The sequence below is a fragment of the Streptomyces sp. WAC03905 genome, assembly GCF_057371075.1.
In genome coordinates this window covers 5,033,416-5,050,819 of sequence record NZ_JBXYDZ010000003.1, presented here as the reverse complement: position 1 = coordinate 5,050,819, position 17,404 = coordinate 5,033,416, and the positions used below count along the sequence as shown (strand labels likewise).

The 17,404-nt window shown below is 71.8% G+C and carries 19 protein-coding genes and 1 tRNA gene; 12 read left to right on the top strand and 8 right to left on the bottom strand.

The genetic code is table 11. The features are described from left to right. The first annotated feature begins 61 nt into the window (after window positions 1-61). Complete coding sequence (locus tag AC2RP6_RS25325) at window positions 62-337, top strand: hypothetical protein (protein WP_030025937.1); 276 nt, start codon at window positions 62-64, stop codon at window positions 335-337. A gap of 71 nt (window positions 338-408) precedes the next feature. Next, complete coding sequence (glmS, locus tag AC2RP6_RS25320; protein ID WP_486448275.1) at window positions 409-2,226, top strand: glutamine--fructose-6-phosphate transaminase (isomerizing); 1,818 nt, start codon at window positions 409-411, stop codon at window positions 2,224-2,226. A gap of 70 nt (window positions 2,227-2,296) precedes the next feature. Here the strand turns inward: glmS and AC2RP6_RS25315 are convergent, their stop codons facing one another. Then, window positions 2,297-2,869, bottom strand: a complete 573-nt coding sequence (locus AC2RP6_RS25315) for an acetate uptake transporter (RefSeq protein WP_486448274.1) — start codon at window positions 2,867-2,869, stop codon at window positions 2,297-2,299. Between the two features lie 98 nt (window positions 2,870-2,967). After that, the gene (locus AC2RP6_RS25310) at window positions 2,968-3,501 is read right to left on the bottom strand and encodes a universal stress protein (protein ID WP_030840416.1); all 534 of its coding nucleotides are present in this window, start codon (window positions 3,499-3,501) and stop codon (window positions 2,968-2,970) included. A gap of 322 nt (window positions 3,502-3,823) precedes the next feature. Here AC2RP6_RS25310 and AC2RP6_RS25305 point away from each other — a divergent pair, with 322 nt between their 5' ends. The 4 genes from AC2RP6_RS25305 (at window position 3,824) to AC2RP6_RS25290 (ending at window position 6,704) form a co-directional block, all read left to right on the top strand. Continuing rightward, window positions 3,824-4,249: a hypothetical protein gene (locus tag AC2RP6_RS25305; RefSeq protein WP_486448273.1), complete on the top strand. Its 426-nt coding sequence runs from the start codon at window positions 3,824-3,826 to the stop codon at window positions 4,247-4,249. A gap of 396 nt (window positions 4,250-4,645) precedes the next feature. Then, window positions 4,646-5,818 carry a helix-turn-helix domain-containing protein gene (locus AC2RP6_RS25300; protein ID WP_486448272.1) on the top strand — a complete coding sequence of 391 codons (1,173 nt, stop codon included), beginning with the start codon at window positions 4,646-4,648 and terminating at the stop codon, window positions 5,816-5,818. A gap of 105 nt (window positions 5,819-5,923) precedes the next feature. Beyond that, complete coding sequence (gene orn, locus AC2RP6_RS25295; protein WP_486448271.1) at window positions 5,924-6,526, top strand: oligoribonuclease; 603 nt, start codon at window positions 5,924-5,926, stop codon at window positions 6,524-6,526. Window positions 6,527-6,631: 105 nt separating this feature from the next. Continuing rightward, window positions 6,632-6,704 (top strand) — tRNA-His (locus AC2RP6_RS25290). An 85-nt stretch (window positions 6,705-6,789) separates the two neighbouring features. Here the strand turns inward: AC2RP6_RS25290 and AC2RP6_RS25285 are convergent. Beyond that, complete coding sequence (locus AC2RP6_RS25285) at window positions 6,790-7,833, bottom strand: LacI family DNA-binding transcriptional regulator (protein ID WP_486448270.1); 1,044 nt, start codon at window positions 7,831-7,833, stop codon at window positions 6,790-6,792. Window positions 7,834-7,937: 104 nt separating this feature from the next. Between AC2RP6_RS25285 and AC2RP6_RS25280 the strand changes: the two genes are divergently transcribed. The 4 genes from AC2RP6_RS25280 to AC2RP6_RS25265 are packed head-to-tail and all read left to right on the top strand — an operon-like array spanning window position 7,938 to window position 12,523. Beyond that, complete coding sequence (locus AC2RP6_RS25280) at window positions 7,938-9,287, top strand: ABC transporter substrate-binding protein (protein WP_486448269.1); 1,350 nt, start codon at window positions 7,938-7,940, stop codon at window positions 9,285-9,287. A 7-nt stretch (window positions 9,288-9,294) separates the two neighbouring features. Further along, the gene (locus AC2RP6_RS25275; RefSeq protein WP_486448268.1) at window positions 9,295-10,290 is read left to right on the top strand and encodes a carbohydrate ABC transporter permease; all 996 of its coding nucleotides are present in this window, start codon (window positions 9,295-9,297) and stop codon (window positions 10,288-10,290) included. After that, window positions 10,215-11,111, top strand: coding sequence for a carbohydrate ABC transporter permease (locus tag AC2RP6_RS25270; RefSeq protein ID WP_486450443.1), 897 nt, complete (start codon window positions 10,215-10,217; stop codon window positions 11,109-11,111). The genes AC2RP6_RS25275 and AC2RP6_RS25270 overlap by 76 nt, the downstream gene beginning before the upstream one ends. Beyond that, window positions 11,108-12,523, top strand: a complete 1,416-nt coding sequence (locus AC2RP6_RS25265) for a GH1 family beta-glucosidase (RefSeq protein ID WP_486448267.1) — start codon at window positions 11,108-11,110, stop codon at window positions 12,521-12,523. The genes AC2RP6_RS25270 and AC2RP6_RS25265 overlap by 4 nt, the downstream gene beginning before the upstream one ends. A gap of 2 nt (window positions 12,524-12,525) precedes the next feature. Here AC2RP6_RS25265 and AC2RP6_RS25260 read toward each other — a convergent pair whose 3' ends face one another. Further along, the gene (locus AC2RP6_RS25260) at window positions 12,526-13,344 is read right to left on the bottom strand and encodes an NAD(P)H-binding protein (protein ID WP_486448266.1); all 819 of its coding nucleotides are present in this window, start codon (window positions 13,342-13,344) and stop codon (window positions 12,526-12,528) included. Between the two features lie 123 nt (window positions 13,345-13,467). Between AC2RP6_RS25260 and AC2RP6_RS25255 the strand changes: the two genes are divergently transcribed. Together AC2RP6_RS25255 and AC2RP6_RS25250 are read left to right on the top strand one after the other, a co-directional pair. Then, window positions 13,468-13,968 (top strand): MarR family winged helix-turn-helix transcriptional regulator, encoded by a 501-nt coding sequence (locus AC2RP6_RS25255; RefSeq protein WP_486448265.1) that lies wholly within the window; start codon window positions 13,468-13,470, stop codon window positions 13,966-13,968. Window positions 13,969-14,083: 115 nt separating this feature from the next. Next, complete coding sequence (locus AC2RP6_RS25250; protein ID WP_486448264.1) at window positions 14,084-15,427, top strand: MFS transporter; 1,344 nt, start codon at window positions 14,084-14,086, stop codon at window positions 15,425-15,427. A gap of 12 nt (window positions 15,428-15,439) precedes the next feature. Here the strand turns inward: AC2RP6_RS25250 and AC2RP6_RS25245 are convergent, their stop codons facing one another. The 4 genes from AC2RP6_RS25245 to AC2RP6_RS25230 form a co-directional block, all read right to left on the bottom strand. Continuing rightward, window positions 15,440-15,739, bottom strand: a complete 300-nt coding sequence (locus tag AC2RP6_RS25245) for a hypothetical protein (RefSeq protein ID WP_486448263.1) — start codon at window positions 15,737-15,739, stop codon at window positions 15,440-15,442. A 104-nt stretch (window positions 15,740-15,843) separates the two neighbouring features. Further along, window positions 15,844-16,506, bottom strand: a complete 663-nt coding sequence (locus AC2RP6_RS25240; protein ID WP_486448262.1) for an NADPH-dependent F420 reductase — start codon at window positions 16,504-16,506, stop codon at window positions 15,844-15,846. Window positions 16,507-16,563: 57 nt separating this feature from the next. Continuing rightward, the gene (locus AC2RP6_RS25235; RefSeq protein ID WP_486448261.1) at window positions 16,564-17,220 is read right to left on the bottom strand and encodes a disulfide bond formation protein B; all 657 of its coding nucleotides are present in this window, start codon (window positions 17,218-17,220) and stop codon (window positions 16,564-16,566) included. Further along, window positions 17,217-17,381, bottom strand: coding sequence for a DUF5993 family protein (locus AC2RP6_RS25230; RefSeq protein ID WP_486448260.1), 165 nt, complete (start codon window positions 17,379-17,381; stop codon window positions 17,217-17,219). Before AC2RP6_RS25230 ends, AC2RP6_RS25235 begins: the two co-directional genes overlap by 4 nt. Between the last annotated feature and the right edge of the window lie 23 nt (window positions 17,382-17,404).

Below are 17,404 nucleotides of genomic sequence, written 5' to 3'. Positions count from 1 at the left end.
ATCCTGCCCGGAATCGGGCAGGATCTTTGCTTTGGGCGGCCACAGCAGTCAATATCTACGGGTGCTCGACCGCCGCCCGTCCTATGACGACCTCGTCGAACACCTGGTGCGCAGCACCTCGCTGCAGCGGGGCGAAGCGGCCCGGGTGGTCCTCGACGTGCTCGCCTACTTCGACGAGACGACGGAGGACTTCGTCCGCCGCCGCCACCGCGAGCTGCAGGCCGGCGGCGCCGTGAACGCGGAGATCTTCGAGCGGATCGCGGCCGAACTGCCGCACCGCGCCGTGGCGCCCCCGGAGCTCTCGCTCCGGCAGCTGCGCCGCATCGTCTACGGCTGACCGGCCGCGGCCGGCGCGGCCGCGGGCGGACGACGGGTACACGAACCGAACTTCAGGAGGGGCAGGACCGTATGTGCGGAATCGTCGGTTACATCGGAAAGCGTGACGTGGCACCGCTGCTGCTGGAGGGCCTGGCACGGCTGGAATACCGCGGGTACGACTCCGCGGGCATCGTCGTGAACAGCCCGAAGGCCGGCGCGCTCAAGATGGTCAAGGCCAAGGGCCGCGTCCGCGACCTGGAGGCCCGCGTCCCCAAGCGCTTCGCCGGCACCACGGGCATCGCCCACACCCGCTGGGCCACGCACGGCGCGCCGAGCGACGTCAACTCGCACCCGCACCTGGACCCGGAGAACAAGGTCGCCGTCGTCCACAACGGCATCGTGGACAACGCCGCCGAGCTCCGCGCCAAGCTGGAGGCCGAGGGCGTCGTCTTCGCGTCCGAGACCGACACCGAGGTCATCACCCACCTGATCGCCCGCTCCCAGGCCGACACCCTGGAGGAGAAGGTCCGCGAGGCCGTCAAGGCCATCGACGGCACCTACGGCATCGCCGTGATGCACGCCGACTTCACCGACCGCATCGTCGTCGCCCGCAACGGCTCGCCGGTCATCCTCGGCATCGGCGAGAAGGAGATGCTGGTCGCCTCCGACGTCGCCGCGCTGATCGCCCACACCCGCCAGGTCGTCACCCTGAACGACGGCGAGATGGCGACCCTGAAGGCCGACGACTTCCGCACGTACACCACGAGCGGCACGACGACGAACGCCACCCCGGAGACCGTGGAGTGGGAGGCCGCCTCCTACGACATGGGCGGCCACGACACCTACATGCACAAGGAGATCTCCGAGCAGCCCGACGCGGTCGACCGCGTGCTGCGCGGCCGGATCGACGACCGCTTCAGCACGGTCCACCTGGGCGGCCTGAACCTGGACCCGCGCGAGGCGCGCGGCATCCGCCGGGTCAAGATCCTGGGCTGCGGCACCTCGTACCACGCGGGCCTGATCGGCGCCGGCCTCATCGAGGGCATGGCCCGCATCCCCGCGGACGCCGAGCCGGCGTCCGAGTTCCGCTACCGCAACCCGGTCGTGGACCCCGACACCCTCTACATCGCGGTCTCCCAGTCGGGCGAGACCTACGACGTGCTCGCGGCGGTGCAGGAGCTCAAGCGCAAGGGCGCCCGCGTCCTCGGCGTCGTCAACGTGGTCGGCTCCGCCATCGCCCGCGAGGCCGACGGCGGCGTGTACGTGCACGCCGGTCCCGAGGTCTGCGTCGTCTCCACCAAGTGCTTCACCAACACGGTCGTGGCCTTCGCGCTGCTCGCCGTGCACCTGGGCCGCATCCGGGACCTGTCCGTCACCGACGGCAAGCGGATCATCGAGGGCCTGCGCAAGCTGCCCGCCCAGATCCAGGAGATCCTCGACGGCGAGGAGGACATCAAGAAGCTCGCGGCCGAGTTCGCCGAGGCCAAGTCGATGATGTTCATCGGCCGGGTGCGCGGTTACCCGGTGGCGCTGGAGGCCTCCCTCAAGCTGAAGGAGATCTCCTACATCCACGCCGAGGCCTACCCGGCCTCCGAGCTCAAGCACGGCCCGCTGGCCCTGATCGAGCCGTCGCTGCCGACCGTCGCGATCGTCCCGGACGACGACCTGCTGGAGAAGAACCGCGCGGCGCTGGAGGAGATCAAGGCGCGCAGCGGCCGGATCCTCGCGGTCGCCCACCGCGAGCAGGAGAAGGCGGACCACACCATCGTGGTCCCGAAGAACGAGGACGAGCTGGACCCGATCCTCATGGGCATCCCGCTCCAGCTGCTGGCGTACCACACGGCCCTGGCCATGGGCCGGGACATCGACAAGCCGCGCAACCTGGCGAAGTCGGTCACCGTCGAGTAGCGGCCCCGGACGTCACCGGACACGGCAGAGCCCCCGTGCGCACAGCGCACGGGGGCTCTGCGCGTACCGCTCAGCCCGCGGCGACCGCGCCGTCGCTGCGCCGGGCCCTGCCCAGGGCCATCGGCCAGTGCGCCAGGGCCGCGGTCGCCCCGTACCAGGCCAGCAGCCCGGAGACGGCGGCGACCCAGCCGCCCGCCTTGGCCAGCGCGCCACTGTCCATGAACGAGGCTATGGCCAGCAGGACGAGGGAGAGGGTCAGCAGGCCGTAGACGCCCTGGCTGAACAGGCCGCTCGCCGCGGCGACCGTCAGGGTCAGCGCGAGCATGGCGAACAGGACAAGAAACGTTCCGGCGGTTTCGTCGGAGGCCGAACCGCCGGCACCCTTGGCCCAGGTGAACCAGAAGACGCCGAGGCCCGCGAACGCGGTGCCGTTGAATCCGTCGCCGCCGCGGTACTCCAGGAGGCCGAGGAGGAAGAGGGCGGCGCCGCCGACGTACATGGCGAGCGACACGGAGCCGGCAGCGGACACGCCGTCGATGACACCGGTGTGGCCGATACCGAATGCGAGAAGGGTCAGACCCAGGGCGATGTGCCCGAGGGTCGAAGTCGAGGCCGTGCTTCCCGCAGAGACACCATTGTCCACGGCGGGCTCCCTTCGATCTGCAGTTGTTTGCTGCGTCCCAGCAGCATTTATCTACCCTTTACACGGGTGCACAACCGCACAATCGGCTTGACAGAGGGTCACGGAATGACAACGACGGGTCGCTGCGCGCGCTTGGCGAGCCGGCCGGCCACCGAGCCGAAGATCCGGCCGACGATCCCGTGCGTGGAGCCGACCACGATGGCGTCGGCCGAATACTCCCGGCCGACCTCCTCCAGCTCATGGCAGATGTCACCGCCGCGCTCGACCAGGATCCACGGCACTTCCGCCAGGTAGTCGGCGCAGGCGAGCTCCAGCCCCAGCACCTCGGTGCGGTGGTCCGGCACGTCGACGAAGACGGGCGGCTCGCAGCCGGCCCACACGGTGGTGGGGAGCCGGTTGGCGACATGGACGATGATCAGACCGGATCCGGAGCGACGGGCCATGCCGATCGCATAGGCGAGCGCGCGCTCACTGGAGGTGGATCCGTCGAATCCCACCACGACGCCGTGCCGGAAGGCCGGGTCGCAGGGCGAGCGTGTCTGTTCCACCGCGCGCGGCTCGGCGGCCGACGCGGGGTCGGCGAGCCGTTTGCGCTTGCGGTCCGCGGGTTCGGAGAATTCGTGACCGGCCATGGGTGTCTCGGCGGAGAGGTCCTTGGAGGAAGCAACAGGGGCGATTTCGGCGACGCAGTGTGACGGAGCTCTGTCCGGGAAGCATCTTCCCAAGCCCATACCCACCAGGGTACGGCGACACTCCTGTCCTGCACAGGGCTTGCCGCACTTGGAGAGCGTCCCAGGGAGCATGCCGGAGCGAGAGCGCCTTGGCAATGGCCGCTGTCCCCTACAGCCAGTGACGGAAGCGGGAGTTGCCACCCGTGCGCGCAGTGACCGAGCCCCACCGGGCGGCGTTGGACATGCGTCCGACCGTTCAGGAAGAGCCCGCAGGGAGTACGCCGTGTCCGGCCATCCGGTTCACCCCGACCAGCCAGCTCAGCCGATCCAGTCCGTCCACTTCCCCGACCCGGGCGCGCGTTTCGCCGCCTCCGCGCGTCAGCCGCTTCACCCGTCCGGGCAGCCTTCCGGACGCCCCCACGACGACCCCGCGGGTGACGTCGTGCGCTGGGCCGCCTTCAGCTGCCTGCTCGTCCCGGTGGTCCTCGTCGTCTACGGAACCTCGTTCGGCGGGGCCGCGGTGGCCACCCTCGGCCTGTTCGTCGTCACGGCCGCCTGCCTCGTCCTCCTGCGGCACTCGGAACGGGCCGCGGCCCGCGTCCGCGCGCAGGAGCGTCCCGCGTCCGCGCAGCGCCGGCGCCACTCGCGCGAGGGCACCGGGGGCCGCCGGGGCTGCCGCACCTCCGACTCCGCGTCCCCGCACGAGTGACCCGGCCCCCGCACGACTGACTCATTCGCACACCCACACCCGCACGTTTTCAGCCAACTTCCCGGCAGGGTGCCCTCCTTGCCGGAATGTCCCCCCGATCCCCCCACCACCAGCGACGACATTCGCCAGGGGGCGTTCTAGCCCTACGGGTACTGGCCACGGCCGCGATCCGCGCTTCCCACCCGGGTAGCGGAGTGGAACGCTTCCTGATCGAATGCTTTTCGCCAAGTTGAGAAGTCGACATAGCGCTGCGTGCTGAACTTGTCACGCCGACACCACGGGACGCAGTAGATTCGATCATGTATTTACGGCGGGGGATCCACGTGCAAGGCCGAGGGGAAACGTGCAGGTGCGACCAGACCAAGGAGTCGCGACACCCAAGGGGGGCTTAGCGCCATGAGCCAGGATTCCACCGCCGTCGTCGCAGACGCCGGCCGGAAGCTCGCGGGGCGTCGCCGCAGGGAGATCGTCGCGGTGCTGCTCTTCAGCGGCGGACCGATCTTCGAGAGCTCCATTCCACTATCCGTGTTCGGCATTGACCGGCAGGACGCGGGAGTTCCACGCTATCGACTGCTCGTGTGCGCCGGAGAGGACGGTCCGCTCAGGACCACCGGCGGACTCGAACTGACCGCGCCGTACGGGTTGGAGGCGATCGCCCGGGCAGGCACGGTCGTCGTTCCCGCCTGGCGCTCCATCACTTCACCGCCGCCTCCGGAGGCGCTCGACGCACTGCGTCTGGCGCACGAGGAGGGGGCCCGGATCGTCGGACTGTGCACCGGGGCCTTCGTGCTCGCGGCCGCCGGTCTGCTGGACGGCCGGCCCGCGACGACGCACTGGATGTACGCGCCGACGCTGGCCAAGCGCTACCCGTCCGTCCACGTCGACCCGCGCGAACTGTTCGTCGACGACGGCGACGTGCTCACCTCCGCGGGCACGGCGGCCGGAATCGACCTCTGCCTGCACATCGTGCGCACCGACCACGGCAGCGAGGCGGCCGGGGCCCTGGCCCGCAGGCTCGTCGTACCGCCGCGCCGCACAGGCGGCCAGGAGCGCTACCTCGACCGGTCACTGCCGGAGGAGATCGGCGCCGATCCGCTGGCCGAGGTCGTCGCCTGGGCGCTGGAACACCTCCACGAGCAGTTCGACGTGGAGACCCTGGCGGCCCGCGCCTACATGAGCAGGCGCACCTTCGACCGCCGGTTCCGCTCGCTCACCGGCAGCGCGCCGCTCCAGTGGCTCATCACCCAGCGGGTGCTCCAGGCCCAGCGGCTGCTGGAGACCTCCGACTACTCGGTCGACGAGGTCGCCGGACGCTGCGGGTTCCGCTCGCCGGTCGCCCTGCGCGGGCACTTCCGGCGGCAGCTGGGGTCCTCCCCGGCCGCGTACCGCTCCGCCTACCGGGCTCGCCGCCCGCAGGCGGAGGTGGCCCAGGTCTCGGAGATCGCCGGCGGGCCGGTTCCGCACCAGCGCACTCCGCAGCCCCACCGGGCGGCGGCGGCCCTGGCCGCGGCGGGTCCCACGGTGACGGAGCTGTACGCCCCGGGCCGGGTCCTGCGCGAACACGCGTAACCCCCACCACGGGTACGACAGCGAAGGTCCTCCGTCGGTCACCGCCGACGGGGGACCTTCCGCATATGCGGTCCGCTCCGCAAGGGACCGCATAAGGTGGGACACATGAACGATCGCATGGTGTGGATCGACTGCGAGATGACCGGGCTCTCGCTGACGGACGACGCACTTATCGAGGTGGCCGCACTGGTCACCGACTCGGAGCTCAACGTGCTCGGCGAGGGCGTGGACATCGTGATCCGCCCGCCGGACGCGGCCCTGGAGACCATGCCCGACGTGGTCCGCGAGATGCACACCGCCTCCGGCCTGCTCGACGAGCTGGCCGGCGGGACCACCCTCGCGGATGCCGAGGCGCAGGTCCTGGCCTACGTACGGGAGCACGTGAAGGAGCCGCGCAAGGCTCCGCTCTGCGGGAACTCGGTCGGCACCGACCGCGGCTTCCTGCTGCGTGACATGGCCGCGCTGGAGAGCTACCTCCACTACCGGATCGTGGACGTGTCCTCGGTCAAGGAGCTGGCGCGCCGCTGGTACCCGCGGGCCTACTTCAACAGCCCCCCGAAGAACGGCAACCACCGGGCGCTCGCGGACATCAAGGACTCCATCACCGAGCTGCGCTACTACCGGGAGGCGGTCTTCGTCCCGCAGCCCGGGCCCGACTCGGACACCGCCCGCGGCATCGCGGCCAGGCACACGGCGGCGGGCGCCTAGGCTCCCGCCGCGCCGGCCCCGGAGGGGGTGCGGGAAAAGGGTGGAGCGAGCACCCTCCCGGACCCTGTACCCTTTTCTTCGGCCGGTCGGTTTCGACCGGACATGGTGGGTGTAGCTCAGTTGGTAGAGCACCTGGTTGTGGTCCAGGTGGCCGCGGGTTCAAGTCCCGTCACTCACCCTGTGGGAAGGCCCCGGTCCGCGGAAGCGGACCGGGGCCTTCTGCATGTCGCGGGGGCCTTCTGCAGGTCGCGGGGCCGGGGCGGTCAGGACGACTCCCGGACCACCAGTCTGTTCTGCAGGACGACGGCCGGGCCGCCCGTGCTCCCGGCGCTCCCCCGCCGTCCCGAGACGCGCTCCAGCAGCATCTTCGCCATGGTCCGGCCCATCTCCTCGATGGGCTGGCGGACGCTCGTCAGCGGTGGGTCCATGTGCCGGGCCACCACCGAGTCGTCGAAGCCGACCAGGGCCACGTCGTGCGGGATCCGGCGCCCGGCGGCGCGCAGCTCCCGCCGGGCGCCGGCCGCCATGACGTCCGAGGAGGCGAAGACCGCGTCGAGGGAGGGGTTGCGTTCGAGCAGTTCGCGCATGGCCCGGCGGCCGCCCTCCTCGGTGAAGTCGGCGACGGCGACCAGCCGCTCGTCGACGGGGCGGCCGGCGGCGGCCAGGGCCTGCCGGTAGCCGTCGAGCCGGCAGTGGGCCCCGTACACGTCCAGCGGTCCGGTGATCGTGGCGATCGTACGGCGGCCCCGGTCGAGCAGGTGGCGCACGGCCTCGGCGGCGCCCTCCAGGTTGTCGGAGTCCACGCAGGGCAGCGTCTCGGCGGCGGAGCGGCGGCCGCTGATCACCGTCGGGATGCCCAGCTCGGCCAGCAGCTCGGGCAGCGGGTCTCCGGCGTGCACGGAGACCAGCAGGACGCCGTCGACGCGGTGCCCCGAGAGGTACTGCGCGAGGCGGCGGCGCTCGCGGTCGCTCCCGGCGAGGGTGAGGACGAGCTGGATGTCGGTCTCCGCCAGGGCGGCCCCCACGCCGCGGACCACTTCGGAGAAGTACGGTTCGGCGAAGAACCGGGCCTCGGGCTCCGGGATCACGAGCGCGATGGCGTCGTTGCGGTTGGCCGCGAGGGCGCGCGCCGCGCGGTTCGGTACGTACCCCAGTTCGGTCACGGCCGCCTCCACGGCGGCCCTGGTCTGCTCGCTGACCTTGGAGGATCCGTTGATCACCCGGGACACGGTGCCGCGCCCGACCCCGGCGCGTGCCGCGACCTCTTCCAGCGTCGGCCGTCCCCCACTGCGCCCGTGCCCGTTCATGGCTTCCTCCCGGTTGTGAATCTACCCCTTGACTACTGTGGGAGCGCTCCCACACTGTGTCACACGACACCCCCACGTTGTCGCCCACCCTCCAGGGAGGAACCATGCGAGCCCAGTCCCCGGCCCGAGCACGAGCCCGAAGAACCCTCGTCACGGCGGTCGCCACGATGGGCGCCGCCTCGCTGCTGCTCGCAGGGTGCGCGCAGGACCCCGAGACGGACCCGAAGTCGGGTCCTTCGTCCGACGGAAAGGGCGGCATCACCCTGACCGTGGGCGTCTTCGGGGCCTTCGGCCTCCAGGAGGCCGGGCTCTACGACGACTACATGGCCAAGAATCCGGGGATCCGCATCGAGCAGACCTCCATCGAACGCAACGAGAACTACTACCCCCAGCTCCTCACGCACCTGGGGACGGGCAGCGGGCTCGCCGACATCCAGGCGGTCGAGGTCAACAACATCGCCGAGATCACCGCGACCCAGGCCGACAAGCTGGTGGACCTGGGCAAGTCACCCGGCGTGGACAAGGCCGCCTACCTGCCGTGGAAGTGGGCGCAGGGCACGGCGCCCGCGGCGAAGGGCGGCGCCACCGTCGGACTCGGCACCGACATAGGCCCGCAGGGCATCTGCTACCGCAAGGACCTGTTCGAGGCGGCCGGACTGCCCTCGGACCGGGAGGCGGTCGGCGCACTGTGGGCCGGGGACTGGAACAAGTACCTGGAGACGGGCAAGGCGTACAAGGCGAAGGCCGGCGACGGCAAGGCCTTCGTGGACTCGGCGTCGGGGGTCATGGCCGCGGTGACGGGGAGCAGCGCCCAGCGGTTCTACGACGAGCAGGGCAAGGTCGTCTACAAGACCAACCCGGCGGTGCGCGGCGCCTTCGACCTGGCGGCGTCCTTCGCCACCGAGGGACTCAGCGCCAAGCTCCAGCAGTTCACCCCCGGCTGGGACCAGGGCTTCGCCAACGGCGCCTTCGCGACGGTCTCCTGCCCGGCGTGGATGCTCGGCTACATCCAGGACAAGGCGGGCCCGTCGGGCAAGGACAAGTGGGACGTGGCGCAGGCGCCGAAGCCCAGCAACTGGGGCGGTTCCTTCCTCGTGGTCCCCAAGGCGGGCAAGCGCGCCGAGGAGGCGGCGAAGCTGGCGGCCTGGCTGACGGCCCCGGAGCAGCAGGCGAAGCTCTTCGAGAAGCGGGGCAGCTTCCCGAGCGCGAGCGCCGCGTACAAGCTGCCGTCGGTGTCGGGGGCGAAGCACGAGTACTTCGGCGGGGCGCCGATCGGCGAGATCTTCTCGAAGGCGGCCCAGGGGATCCCGGTGACGGTGGTCGGTCCGAAGGACCTCGTGATCGCGCAGAACCTCGCGGACATCGGGATGCTGCAGGTCGACCAGAAGGGCCGCAGCCCGCAGGAGGGCTGGGACGCCGCGGTGAAGGCCATCGACAACGCCCTGGACCAGTGAGGCGCCGGTGACGGACGAGACGGCACTCCTGTCCCCCTCCGCCGCCGACCCGAAGCGGGCGGCGGCGGAGGGGGGCGGCCGGGGCCGGCCCGGCCAGGTGTGGCGCTCGCGCCGCTACCGCTGGGACCTGCGCTGGAGCCCGTACGCCTTCGTGGCGCCCTTCTTCCTCTTCTTCGCCGTCTTCGGCCTGTTCCCGCTGCTGTACACGGGCTGGGCGGCACTGCACCAGGTGGAGCTGACCGACCCGGACGCCATGACGTGGGTCGGGCTGCGCAACTTCACCCGGCTGTGGGACGACGAGTTCTTCTGGAACGCCCTGCGCAACACCGTGACCATCGGCCTGCTCTCGACGGTGCCGCAGCTGGCGATCGCGCTGGGCGTGGCCCATCTGCTGAACTACCGGCTGCGGGGCTCGGCGTTCTTCCGGGTCGCCGTGCTCACCCCGTACGCCACCTCGGTGGCGGCGGCCACCCTCGTCTTCGTGCTGCTCTTCGGCCGGGACTACGGAATGATCAACTGGGCCCTGTCGGCCGTCGGCCTCGGGGCGGTGGACTGGCAGAACGGCACCTTCGCCTCCCAGCTGGCGGTGTCCACCATCGTGATCTGGCGGTGGACCGGCTACAACGCCCTGATCTACCTGGCGGCCATGCAGGCCGTACCGGGTGAGCTGTACGAGTCGGCCGCGCTGGACGGGGCCTCGCGCTGGCAGCAGTTCCTGCACGTCACCGTGCCCTCGCTGCGGCCGACGATCCTCTTCACCTGTGTGGTGTCGACGATCGGGGCGACCCAGCTGTTCGGCGAGCCGCTGCTGTTCAACGGCGGGGCCGGCGCGACGGGCGGCTCGGACCACCAGTTCCAGACGCTCGGGCTGTACCTGTACGAGCAGGGCTGGGTGAACCTGCACCTGGGGCGGGCCTCGGCGATCGCCTGGGCGATGTTCCTGATCCTGCTGCTGATCGCCGGAGCGGCACGGCTGCTGCGCGGACGGGGGGACTCCCGATGAGAACGCTGCGCGCGGGCCGGTTCACGTATCTGGTGCTCGGCCTCTTCACGGCTGGTTCGCTCTTCCCCCTCCTGTGGACGGCGATCGCCGCCTCCCGCACCAACACGCGGCTGGCGCAGACCCCGCCGCCGTTCTGGTTCGGCGGGAACCTGGGACGCAACCTGCAGATCGCCTGGACCGACGCCAACATGGGCACGGCCCTGCTGAACACGGTGATCGTGGCGGGCACGGTCACCGTCGGGACGGTCCTGTTCTCCACGCTGGCGGGCTTCGCCTTCGCCAAACTCCGCTTCCGCGGACGCCGGATGCTGATGGCGCTGGTGGTGGGCACGATGTTGATCCCGCCGCAGCTGAGCGTGGTGCCGCTGTACATGCTGATCGCGAAGCTGTCGTGGACCGACCGGCTCCAGGCGGTCGTCCTGCCCTCCCTGGTGTGCGCCTTCGGGGTGTTCTTCATGCGGCAGTACCTGGTGCACGCGCTGCCGACGGAACTGGTGGAGGCGGCCCGCACCGACGGGGCGAGTTCCCTGCGGGTGATGTGGCACGTGGTCTTCCCGGCCGCCCGCCCGGCGATGGCGGTGCTGGGGATGCTGACCTTCGTCATGTCCTGGAACGACTTCTTCTGGCCGATCGTCGCGCTGACCCAGAACGGCAGCCCGACGGTACAGGTGGCCCTCACCGGGCTGGGCCGGGGATACATCCCCGACCAGTCGGTGATCATGGCGGGTGCGCTCCTGGGCACGCTCCCGCTGCTGCTGGTGTTCCTCGTCTTCGGCCGCCAGATCGTCGGCGGCATCATGCAGGGAGCGGTAAAGGGATGACTGACACCCCGACGCACACGACGCACACGACGCACACGACGGACCCGTCGCAGACGTCGCACGTGACGGACCCCGGGGGCGGAGAACTCCGCTTCCCCGAAGAATTCCTGTGGGGCACGGCCACGGCGGCCTTCCAGATCGAAGGCGCCGCCGCGCTGCGCGGGCCCTCCATCTGGGACACCTTCTGCCGCACCCCGGGCAAGGTGTACGGCGGCCACACCGGGGACGTCGCGGTCGACCACCACCGGCTGTGGCGCGAGGACGTCGCGCTCATGGCCGAACTGGGCCTCGGCTCCTACCGGTTCTCCGTGTCCTGGCCGCGCGTCCTCGCCGGCGGGATCGGCTTCTACGACGCACTCGTCGACGAACTGCTCGCCCACGGCATCAAGCCCTGCGTGACCCTCTACCACTGGGACCTCCCGCAGGAGCTGGAGGACGCCGGGGGCTGGCCGGAGCGGGAGACCGCCTACGCCTTCGCCCAGTACGCCGGCCAGGTCGCGGACGTCCTCGCCGACCGCGTGGAACTCTGGACCACTCTCAACGAGCCCTGGTGCAGCGCCTTCCTTGGCTACGCCTCCGGCGTGCACGCCCCCGGCCGCACCTCGCCCGCCGACTCGCTGCGCGCCGCCCACCACCTCAACCTGGCCCACGGCCTGGCCGCGACGGCCCTGCCGGCCCGCACCCGGGTCGGCATCGCCCTCAACCCCAGCGCGGTGCGCCCGCTGACCGGCTCGCCGGCCGACCTGGACGCGGCCCGCCGGATCGACGCGCTCGCCAACCGGATCTTCACCGGCCCCCTCCTGCACGGCGCCTACCCCCAGGACCTCCTGGAGGACACCGCCGCCCTGACGGACTGGTCCTTCGTCCGCACCGGCGACGAGGCACTGATCCGCCAGCCGCTGGACTTCCTCGGCGTGAACTACTACACCCCGGCGGTGGTCTCGGCGGCCCCGGACGGCAACGGCCCCCGCGCCGACGGCCACGGCGCCACCTCCCACTCCCCCTGGCCCGCCGCGGACACGGTCGCCTTCCACCAGCCCCCGGGTGAACGGACCGACATGGGCTGGTCGGTCGACCCGACGGGCCTGTACGACCTGCTGATGCGCTTCACCCGCGAGGCGCCCGGCCTGCCGCTGATGGTCACCGAGAACGGCGCGGCCTACGCCCCCGACCTGCACGACCCCCAGCGCATCGCCTACCTGGAGGCCCACCTCGCCACCGTCCACCGCGCGCTGGCGGACGGCGCCCCCGTGGGCGGGTACTTCATCTGGTCGCTGCTGGACAACTTCGAGTGGTCCTACGGGTACAGCAAGCGCTTCGGCATCGTGCACGTCGACTACGACACCCAGGTCCGCACCCCGCGCTCCAGCGCCCACTGGTACGGCCGCCTGGCCCGCAAGGGGGTCATGTAGCGTCACGCGAAGACGTCGGCGTGGTCCTCGGCCCACGTGCGGAACGTGCGGGCCGGGTGGCCGGTGAGCTCCTCGACGGCGCCGGTGATCTCGACCGGAACGCCGTCGGTGGACGCCCAGTACTCCAGGAGCGCGTCGGCATAGGGGCCCGGGATGTACCCGTCGACCTCGGCCTTCCACTGCCCGGCCGAGACGGCCTCGAAGGGTATGGGGCGGCCGAGGACTTCGCCGAGTATCGAGAGCTGGGCCGTGAAGGTCAGCGACTGCGGGCCGGTCAGCGTGTACGCCCGGCCGGACAGGGCCGGGTCGGTGAGGACCGCGAGGGCCGACTCGGCCAGGTCGGCCTCGTGCACGGGATCGCAGTACGCGCCGGGGTGGGGCAGGCGGACCGGCCGGCCCGCCTTCAGCGACCAGGCCCAGCCACGGGCATTGCTCGCGAAGGACCCCGGGCGCAGCAGGGTGGTGCGCAGCGGGGAGGCCGCGAGCGCCTGCTCGACGGCGAGGTGGGAGGCCGACAGCGGGCTGTCGGCTGCATACGGGGCCAGTACCGAGGAAGACGACAGGAGCACGACGTGCTCCACTCCCGCCGTGACGGCCTCCTCGACGAAGGCCTCGACGCCGGACGCCTCGGCGTAGAGGAACACGGAACGGATGCCGGCGAGGGCGCCGGGATGGGTGGCCGGATCGGTGAGGTCGCAGTGGACCGCACCGGGGCTGTCCCGGTCGCGGGAGGCCAGCCGGTACGGGATGCCGCGGGCGGCGAGGAGACGGCCGAGACCGCGGGCGACGGCACCGCGGCCGCCGGTCACAAGAATGGACATGACGGGTCCTCATTCCGAAGTGGTGGTGGAGACGGACACTGACGGTAGAATCACTACGCGACACAGATTCTGCACTACACATCCTCTGCGTCACACAGATAAATTTGGAGCACGGAGAATCCGATGTCAACCGATTCCCCTCGTACGGGTGATGAGTGGAGCCGCGCCGAGCTGCTCGCGCGCATCGTCACCGAAAGCCAGCGGCACTACGCCGACTACTCCCTCTTCAACCAGGCCATGGCCGACTCGGTCGGCCTGCACCCCACCGACATGCAGTGCATCGCCCTCCTCGACATGGAGCCCGGCCCCGTCAGCACCGGCGACATCGCCCGCCTGACCGGCCTGACCTCCGGCTCCGCCACCCGCCTCGTCGACCGGATGGTCAAAGCGGGCATCGTCGAACGGCAGGCCGACCCCAACGACCGGCGCCGCTCCCTCGTCGCCCTCTCCCCCGAGGCCCGTCGGCGCATCGGCGCGGCCTGGGACACCCCTGGCCGCGCCTTCGGGGCCGTTCTGGAGGGCTACTCCGACTCCGAACTCGCCGTCATCGCCGACTACCTGCACCGCGCCGCCGCAGTGGGACGGGCCCAGGCCAAGCGGCTGACCTCGGGCGAACCGGACTGACGGAGCCGCCCCGGGAGGGCTTCCGCGGGGACCGCCGCAACAGTACGGTGCGGCGCAACGGGCAACGGTGCGCGCCGGAGAAACGGGAGGGTCGGCGTGCGGTCGGAGGTTGTCCGTGTCCCAGTCCACGCCCGCACCCACGCCTGCGCCCACGCCCGCGTCCACGCCCAGGGCTGCGCCCGCCCCCGCGTCCACCGGTGCGCCCGCTCCCCCGCCCGCTCCCCCGGCCGCGTCCACGGGCGGCCTGCGCGCGGTGCTCGCCCTCGGCGGTCCGGCCCTGCCCCTCTACGGGTTCCTCGCGCGGCTCCCCGCCGCCCTGTGCCCCATCGGGACGCTCCTGCTCGTCACCGGACGCGACGGCATCGGAGCCGCGGGCCCCGTCGCCGCCGCGCTCTGGCTCGGCCAGGCCCTCGGCGGCCCCGCCATCGGCCGCCTCGCCGACCTGCGCGGGCACCGCCCCGTGGTCCTGCTCGCCTGCGCCGCGAACGCCACCGCCCTCCTCGCCCTCGTCGCGGCCGTCCTGGGCGGCCTGCCGCCGGTCGCCCGCCTGGCGGCGGCCGCCGCGGCCGGTCTCACCGTCCCCCAGGTCGGCCCGCTCGCCAGGGCCCGCTGGGCCCGGCTGGCCGGCGGGGACGAACGGCTGCTCGGCTCGGCCCTGTCCTTCGACACCACCCTGGACGAGGTCGGCTTCATGGTCGGCCCCGCGCTGGCCGGCGTCCTGGCCGTGGCCGTCCACCCCGCCTCGGCGCTCGTCCTCGCCGCGGCCCTGATCCTGGTTTTCGGCGCCCTGTTCGCCGTCCACCCGACCGCCCCGGGCCCTGCCGCCGGTTCACCGGGCGGGCGGGCCCGCGTACGGCTGTGGTCGCCCGGCCTGGCACTGCTGTTCACGATGGCCGTCCTGCAGGGGGCCGCGTGGAGCGGGGCCAACACCGGCGTCAACGCGCTCGCCGCGTCACTGGGCGAGCCCGGCACGGCCGGGCTCGTATGGGCGGCCATGGCCGTGACCAGCTCCATCGCCGGCTTCCTCACGGTCGCCCGGCCCGGCCCCGCGGACCTGGCCGGGCGGCTGCGGTGGACGATCGCCCTACAGGCGTTGCTGACCCTGCCGTTGCTCGCGGTGTCCGGGCCGTGGGCGGCCGCGCTCGCCCTCGCGGGCATCGGCCTGGCGGTGGCCCCACACCTGATCGCGCTGTTCGGACTGGTGGAACGCTCCGGTCCGGCCGAGCGGATGGGCGAGGCCATGACCGTGATCGGCAGCGGCCTCATCCTGGGCCAGGCCCTGGCCGCGGCCCTCGCGGGCCCCTTGGCGGCCGCCCACGGCCACCGCGCCGCCTTCGCCGTCTCGTGCGCCGCGATCACCGCCTCAGCGACCCTCGCCCTGACGCTGACCCTGACGGCTCGCGGGCGCAACCGGTTCGACGCACCGACCGGCGCAAGCGGCGGCCCCGGACCGACGTGAGCGAAACGGAGGTCAGGGCGAGGACTTCATCGCCGCCAGGCCTTCTGCCAGGTCCTCGGCGTTCATCACCGGGGCGACCTCGATCTCCGCGTTGAACTGCACGAACAGGTCCTCCATCAGGGACGGCAGCCGGGAGCTGTCCTGGAGGTCGAAGACGATCCAGCAGGAGCGCACGCCCTCGTGCAGGCCGAAGTAGGCCGCCTCCGGCTGCACCTTGTCCATCAGCGTCCGGATGGCCTCGGGCAGGCCGCCGGTCCGGATGGACTCGTTGGTGGCGACCGTGTCCATGTGCGCCCTGAGCATGACCCTCATGCGTGGCTCCTTCCGTCACGCCCACCCTGACCGCGGGCCGGGGGCGCGGCAACAGGTGCGCCCCCGTCCGGGTCGTCCCTGCGCGGCCCGCCCCGTCAGGCCCGTCAGGCGCCCTGGATGTGGAAGTTGAAGTCCGTGTGCCCGAGCGCGCCCATCAGGCGGAGCCAGACCGGCAGCAGCATCTCCGTGCCCCGGGCCGTCTCGATGCCGCCGAGGTCGAGGACGCTCGCCTCCGGCCAGCCGAAGGAGTGCAGCAGCTCGCGCACCGTCTTCTTGGCGTCCGCGTCGTCCCCCGAGACGAACACGTGGTGCTCGCCGGCGACCCGCGCCGGGTCCACCATGATCTGGCAGTTCATCGTGTTCAGCGTCTTGACCACCCGCAGCCCCGGGAACGTCCGCTGGATCAGCTCGCCCAGGCTGTCGTCGTCCACCGGGTCCAGGCCCGGCGGGAAGCCGCCCGAGAAGTCCAGCGGGTTCGCGATGTCGATCAGCACCTTGCCGTCCAGGTGCGCGGCGTCCGCCTCCGTCAGCGCGGCGACGCTGACCTGCCCGCCGGTGGCGTTGACCAGCACCTCCCCGTCCCGCGCGGCCTCCGCGAAGCCGGCCAGCCCGATCCCGGGGTGGACCTCCTGCCAGTCCGCGTACTCGGCCCGGCCGAGGGTGGCGCCGGGGTCCCGGGTGCCGATGACGACCCGGTGGCCGAGGGAGTCGAGCCGGGCGGCCACCGTCCAGCCGACGATCCCGGTGCCGAGCACTGCGTAGCGCATCCGCTGCTTCCTTCCGGTCGGTACGGGCGCCCGGGCGGGCACCCGGCGGGACACGACCTACCCCAGCATCCCGACCTCGTCGAAGAACCGGTACCGGTTCGGCGCGTCCGGCAGGAACCAGTGGTAGCCCTCCTCCAGGAAGACCAGCACCATGTTCACGGCGATGACGACACCCAGGAACCACAGCGCGAACAGCCCCACCGTCCGCAGCAGCCCCGGCGCCGTCGCCGGCACGCTGCGGTCCGCCGTCGTGTGCGCGGTCGCCATGACGACGCCGATGACCAGCACCGACGCCTGGAAGAGGATCAGGGCCCACACGTACAGGTGCAGGCCCAGCACCTCGCTGCCGTAGCCCTTGGCCCCCGGCAGGATGTGCAGCGTCGTCTGCCGCCACGCGGCGAAGGAGCCGCCGGCCACCGCGACCAGCGCCAGGCCCCAGCCCGTCATGTAGTGGCGGCCCGTCACCGCGCCGCGCAGCAGCGCCGTCCGGACGATGTACGCCGCTCCCATCGCCGCCAGCAGCATGAACATCCGCTGCACGACGCACAGCGGGCACGGATGCTCCCACGCGCTGAACTGCTGGTAGAGGCCGACGCAGACCACGCCCGTCCAGCCGACGGCGAACAGGCAGGCGAACCAGTACTGGACCTTTCCCGGCGGCGCTGCGTCGGGCGTGGTCTCCGGGATGAGGCTCTCGATCGTGGCCACGGTCACCAGCTCAGGGTCAGAGCCAGGCTGCCGGTGATGTGGCGCGCCATCAGCAGGAAGACGGCGATGAGCATGACCCACCACGCCCCGAGCACGACCATCCGGGACGTCTCCCGGTACATGGCGATCAGCGTGGCGAGGAGCCCGCCGAAGATGAGGGTGTCCATGCCGCGGACCGTACCGAGACGAG

What these genes read in the sequence shown, in the direction of transcription:
- glmS (WP_486448275.1), top strand. Translation starts at nt 409, where the DNA reads ATGTGCGGAATCGTCGGTTACATCGGAAAGCGTGACGTGGCACCGCTG.
- AC2RP6_RS25310 (WP_030840416.1), bottom strand. Translation starts at nt 3,501, where the DNA reads ATGGCCGGTCACGAATTCTCCGAACCCGCGGACCGCAAGCGCAAACGG.
- AC2RP6_RS25300 (WP_486448272.1), top strand. Translation starts at nt 4,646, where the DNA reads ATGAGCCAGGATTCCACCGCCGTCGTCGCAGACGCCGGCCGGAAGCTC.
- orn (WP_486448271.1), top strand. Translation starts at nt 5,924, where the DNA reads ATGAACGATCGCATGGTGTGGATCGACTGCGAGATGACCGGGCTCTCG.
- AC2RP6_RS25285 (WP_486448270.1), bottom strand. Translation starts at nt 7,833, where the DNA reads ATGAACGGGCACGGGCGCAGTGGGGGACGGCCGACGCTGGAAGAGGTC.
- AC2RP6_RS25280 (WP_486448269.1), top strand. Translation starts at nt 7,938, where the DNA reads ATGCGAGCCCAGTCCCCGGCCCGAGCACGAGCCCGAAGAACCCTCGTC.
- AC2RP6_RS25265 (WP_486448267.1), top strand. Translation starts at nt 11,108, where the DNA reads ATGACTGACACCCCGACGCACACGACGCACACGACGCACACGACGGAC.
- AC2RP6_RS25260 (WP_486448266.1), bottom strand. Translation starts at nt 13,344, where the DNA reads ATGTCCATTCTTGTGACCGGCGGCCGCGGTGCCGTCGCCCGCGGTCTC.
- AC2RP6_RS25255 (WP_486448265.1), top strand. Translation starts at nt 13,468, where the DNA reads ATGTCAACCGATTCCCCTCGTACGGGTGATGAGTGGAGCCGCGCCGAG.
- AC2RP6_RS25245 (WP_486448263.1), bottom strand. Translation starts at nt 15,739, where the DNA reads ATGAGGGTCATGCTCAGGGCGCACATGGACACGGTCGCCACCAACGAG.
- AC2RP6_RS25240 (WP_486448262.1), bottom strand. Translation starts at nt 16,506, where the DNA reads ATGCGCTACGCAGTGCTCGGCACCGGGATCGTCGGCTGGACGGTGGCC.
- AC2RP6_RS25230 (WP_486448260.1), bottom strand. Translation starts at nt 17,381, where the DNA reads ATGGACACCCTCATCTTCGGCGGGCTCCTCGCCACGCTGATCGCCATG.